A 4822-nucleotide genomic window follows, 5' to 3' on the forward strand; every position below is an offset into this window, starting at 1 on the left:
AAGCGCGGCTGCCTTGCCTGCGCCATCGTGCCCGCGCTTCGTGGAGAGGACATGGATCCCGTCAAGACCGCCATCTGGTGCATCGAGAGCCGCTTCGCCTCCGAGCTCTCGCTCGACGAGATCGCGGAGGTCAGCGGCGTCTCGCGCTTCCATCTGAGCCGCGCCTTCGGCGTGGCGACCGGGCGTTCGGTGATGCGCTACGTGCGCGAGCGCCGGCTTTCGGAGGCAGCACGGCAGCTCGCCGACGGTGCGCCCGACATCCTGACGGTCGCGCTCGACTGGGGCTATGGCTCCCACGAAGCCTTCACCCGCGCTTTCCGCGAGCAGTTCGGCATGACACCGGAAGAGCTGCGCGCGCGGCGCGACCTGTCCTCCCTCGCTCTCGTGGAGCCGCTTTCCATGCACGACATCGCCCCTACCCCGATCGCCGAACCACGCATCGTCACCGGCCAGCCGTTGCTGATCGCCGGCTTCGACGGTCATTTCTCGATGGACAACACCCAGGGCATTCCGCTGCTCTGGCAGAAGATCGCCCCGCATTTCGGGCATATCCCCGGCCAGCGCGGCTATGTCGCCTATGGCGCAAGCTACAACTGCGACGAGTTCGGCGCCTTCGATTATATCGCCGGGGCGGAGGTCTCCTCCTTCGGTGGCCTGCCGGATGAGTTCGCGCGGCTCAGCGTGCCGGAACAGCTCTGCGCCGTGTTCGAGCATCGCGGCCATATCACCGGCATCGCGCAGACCTACAAGGCGATCTGGCAGGACTGGTTCCCGAAATCGGGGCGCGAGCCGGCGATGGGCGTCACGCTGGAGCGCATGGATGAACGCTTCGACGGCGCAACCGGCAACGGCACCGTCGAGATCTGGGTGCCGCTCAGGCGCTGAGCGCGGGCTTCGCGTCCAGCTTCGGCTTCCCGTTCTGCTCGCCGGGCTGGATCAGCCCGGCAGACATGATCAGCTTGGCGCCATCCTCGACCGAGATCGAAAGTTCGACGATCTCCCGCCGCGGCAGGTAGAAGAAGAATCCCGTCGTCGGGTTCGGCGTGCAGGGCAGGAACACGCCGATCTGCTGGTCGCCCGGGTCTTGGCCATCCGGCAGGCGCCCGGCGATCTCGGGCGCCGCCTCCTGCGCGATAAAGACGATCGACCACATGCCCGGCTGTGGGAACTGCACCATCCCGACCTTGCGGAACGATGTGCCCGATTGCGAGAAGATCGTTTCGAAGACCTGCTTCACGCCCTTGTAGAGGCTGCGCACCACCGGCGTTCGGTCAAGGATCGCCTCGCCTGCCCGGATCAGCGAACGGCCGACGAGATTGGCGGTCAGAAAGCCCAGCAGCGTCAGGCCGACCAGCGCGATCACGAGCCCGAAGCCCGGCACCGGATAAGGCAGATAGGAATCGGGCAGGTAGGAATTCGGGATGAGCGGCTTCACCAGGCCGTCGATGAAATTGATGAACCACCAGGTGACCGAGGCGGTTATTGCCAGCGGCGCGGCGATGACGAGACCGGTCAGGAAATAGCGGCGCAGCCGCGCACCCCATGTCGGACGCAGGATTTCCGTCGGCAGCACGAGGCGCGGGTCGGGCGGGCCAGCGGTCATTTCTCTCCCCAAGGCACCGTCACGACCCCCTGCCGCTTGCAGGCGCAGACCCGCGCCGCGATATGACAGGACAAGCGAGGCTCTGGTATCCACCAGCCCCGATATTCACGCAAGCAAGGACGAGGCCGTGAGCGAGGACGATCAGCCGCGAAGCCGCTGGCCGCGACCGCTCCTGTTCGCCGCCGGCTGGGTTTTCACGGCCCTCGGCATCATCGGGCTGATGCTGCCGATCATGCCGGGCACGGTCTTCCTGATCCTGGCAGCCTGGTGCTTCTCGCGATCCTCTCCGCGATTCGAAGCCTGGCTCCTCGGCCACCCTCGCCTCGGCCCGCATGTCGTGCGCTGGAGGGCGACCGGCGCGATCGCCCGGCGGGCAAAATACGTTGCCTGCGGGTCGATGGTGATGAGCTTCGTGCTGCTGACCCAGACGAGCGCGCCGCCGATCGCGCTGGCGACGACGGCCATCTGCCTCGTCGGCGCGGGCATCTACGTGTCGACGCGCCCGGAGGGCTGACATCCGGCGCCTGCGGCTTGCGGCAGGCGCCGGTGCCCCGTCGTCACTCGACGGTGACGGATTTCGCGAGATTGCGCGGCTGGTCCACGTCCTTGCCCATGAAGACCGCAGTCTGGTAGGCGATCATCTGGATCGGCAGGGCATAGACGATCGGTGCGAAGGTCGCATCCATGTCCGGCATGACGATCGTCGCCTCCGGCTCGATGCCGCACTCGGCCGCTCCCTTTGCATCGGTGATCAGGATGATGCGACCGCCGCGCGCGGCCACCTCCTGCATGTTGGAGACGGTCTTCTCATAGAGCGCATCATGAGGCGCCACGACGATGACCGGCATGGCCTCGTCGATCAGCGCGATCGGCCCGTGCTTCAGCTCGCCTGCCGGATAACCTTCCGCGTGGATGTAGCTGATCTCCTTCAGCTTCAATGCACCTTCCAGGGCCAGCGGGAAGCTCGTTCCACGGCCGAGATAGAGCACGTCCTTGGCCTTTGAGAGCTCGCGCGCGAGCTTTTCGATCTCGGGCTCCAGCTCCAGCGCCTTGGCGATCAGGCCCGGCACCGCGATCAGATTCTGCACGTGGGTGCCCTCTTCCTCGGCCGTGAGCGTGCCGCGGGCACGCGCGGCGGCGAGCGCCAGCGATGCGAAGACGGCAAGCTGGCAGACGAACGCCTTGGTCGAGGCGACGCCGATCTCGGGGCCGGCGAGCGTCTGCGCGACCGCATCGCTCTCGCGCGCGATCGTCGAGGTCGGCACGTTGACGACCGAGAGGATGGCCTGCCCGTTCTGGCGGGCGTAGCGCAGCCCGGCCAGCGTGTCGGCGGTTTCCCCGGATTGGGAGACGAAGAGCGCAAGCCCGTTCTCGGGCAGTGGGGCCTCGCGGTAGCGGAATTCGGACGCGACATCGATCTCGACCGGCAGTCGCGCCAGCTTCTCGAACCAGTATTTCGCGATAAGGCCGGCATAGTACGAGGTGCCACAGGCGCTTATCGTCAGGCGCGAGAGGCCTTTCCAATCGATCGTCTCGCCGAAGGGCAGACGCACCTTTCCGGCCGCCATGTCGAGATACTGCGTCAGCGTGTGGCCCACCACCTCCGGCTGCTCGTAGATCTCCTTGGCCATGAAGTGGCGGTGATTGCCCTTCTCGACCAGGAAGGCGCCGGCAGCGACGCGCTGGGCGCGGCGTTCCACCTGCTGGTTGTTCCTGTCGTAGAAGGTCGCGCCGCGGCGATTGAGCACCACCCAGTCGCCTTCCTCGAGATAGGCGATGAGGTTGGTGAAGGGCGCCAGCGCCAGCGCATCCGAGCCGAGATACATCTCGCCGTCGCCGACACCCACTGCCAGCGGCGAACCCTTGCGGGCGCCGATCAACAGGTCTTCCTCGCCCTGGAACAGGAAGGCGAGCGCGAAGGCGCCGCGCAGGAGCGGCAGGCTCGCACCAACCGCATCGGCCGGGGCTTTGCCACGATCGAGCTCGCGGGTGACGAGGTGGGCGACGATCTCGCTGTCGGTCTCCGTCTCGAAGACGTAGCCGTCGGCCTGGAGCTCGGCGCGCAGCTCGCGGAAATTCTCGATGATGCCGTTATGGACGACGGCCAGCCGTGCCGTCGCGTGGGGATGGGCATTGGTCTCGTTGGGCTTGCCATGCGTGGCCCAGCGGGTATGGCCGATCCCGATCAGCCCCTCGAGTGGCTCGGCCGACAGACGGACCTCGAGATTCTTGAGCTTGCCCTCGGCGCGGCGGCGGGTGAGCTTTCCAGCTTCCAGCGTGGCGACGCCGGCCGAGTCATAGCCGCGATACTCCAGCCGGCGCAGGGCGTCGACGACCTGCGTGGCGACCGCTTCCTTGCCCAGAATCCCGACGATGCCGCACATGGGCGAAACCTCTCAAGCCATTGCTATCCGCGAAAGCGCATAACCGCGAAAGAGGCGGATGCCCAATCAATCTACATGACGAACTGTGAACGGCGAACTGCCGGATTCGCCGGGTTCGAGCGCTACTCCGCGGCCTTCTTGGCAGCTTTTCGCGCAGCCGCCTCTTTCCGGAAGGTCGTCGCCCACCCATCCTTTTCGACCTGCCGGCCGCGGCCGATCGCCAGCGCGTTCGGCGCGACGTCGCTGGTGATGACCGATCCGGAGCCGACATAGGCGCCATCGCCGATCGTCACGGGGGCCACCAGCGAAGAATTGGAGCCGACGAAGGCGTTGGCCCCGATCGTCGTCCTGGACTTGACGAAGCCATCATAATTGCATGTGACGGTGCCCGCGCCGATATTGGCCGCCGCCCCGACAGCTGCATCGCCGATATAGGTCAGGTGATTGACCTTGGCGCCGGGGCCGATCTCTGCCGCCTTGACCTCGACGAAATTGCCGACCTTGGCCTTCTCGCCGAGCGAAGTGCCCGGCCGCAGGCGCCCATAGGGGCCAACGCTCGCCCCCTCGCCCACCCGCGCCCCTTCCAGATGCGAGAATGCGTGGATCACGGCTCCGTCGGCGATGCTGACACCCGGCCCGAACACGACGTTGGGTTCGATCACGACGTCGCGGCCAACCACGGTGTCGAAGCTGAAGAAGACCGTCTCCGGCGCGATCAGGGTTGCGCCTTCGAGCATGGCCGCGTGTCGCTTGCGCCGCTGGAACTCCGCTTCGGCGCTTGCAAGCTGCGCCCGATCGTTGATGCCCTGGACTTCGCTCTCGGGAGCCTTCAGCA

At 66.5% G+C, this 4822-nt stretch carries 5 protein-coding genes; 2 read left to right on the forward strand and 3 right to left on the reverse strand.

All coding sequences use genetic code 11. From position 1 onward, the window contains the following. Nucleotides 1-885 (forward strand): AraC family transcriptional regulator (locus ACIPIA_RS10370; RefSeq protein ID WP_400509186.1); only part of this gene is annotated, 885 nt, incomplete at its 5' end. On the opposite strand, the gene ACIPIA_RS10375 is transcribed toward ACIPIA_RS10370, so the two are convergent. Further along, entirely contained in the window at nucleotides 875-1603 is a 729-nt protein-coding gene (locus tag ACIPIA_RS10375; RefSeq protein ID WP_400509188.1) for a DUF502 domain-containing protein, read from the reverse strand. The two genes, ACIPIA_RS10370 and ACIPIA_RS10375, sit on opposite strands and share 11 nt — an antisense overlap. Nucleotides 1604-1730: 127 nt before the next feature. Between ACIPIA_RS10375 and ACIPIA_RS10380 the strand changes: the two genes are divergently transcribed. After that, nucleotides 1731-2117: a YbaN family protein gene (locus ACIPIA_RS10380; protein WP_400509190.1), complete on the forward strand. Its 387-nt coding sequence runs from the start codon at nucleotides 1731-1733 to the stop codon at nucleotides 2115-2117. A 43-nt stretch (nucleotides 2118-2160) separates the two neighbouring features. Here the strand turns inward: ACIPIA_RS10380 and glmS are convergent, their stop codons facing one another. Beyond that, nucleotides 2161-3987 carry a glutamine--fructose-6-phosphate transaminase (isomerizing) gene (gene glmS, locus ACIPIA_RS10385; RefSeq protein WP_400509192.1) on the reverse strand — a complete coding sequence of 609 codons (1827 nt, stop codon included), beginning with the start codon at nucleotides 3985-3987 and terminating at the stop codon, nucleotides 2161-2163. A 122-nt stretch (nucleotides 3988-4109) separates the two neighbouring features. Further along, nucleotides 4110-4822: DapH/DapD/GlmU-related protein (locus ACIPIA_RS10390; protein WP_400509194.1), on the reverse strand; the 713-nt coding region annotated here is incomplete at its 5' end.

The sequence above is a fragment of the Allobosea sp. CER48 genome (assembly GCF_044752385.1).
In the GTDB taxonomy this organism is placed as follows: domain Bacteria; phylum Pseudomonadota; class Alphaproteobacteria; order Rhizobiales; family Beijerinckiaceae; genus Allobosea.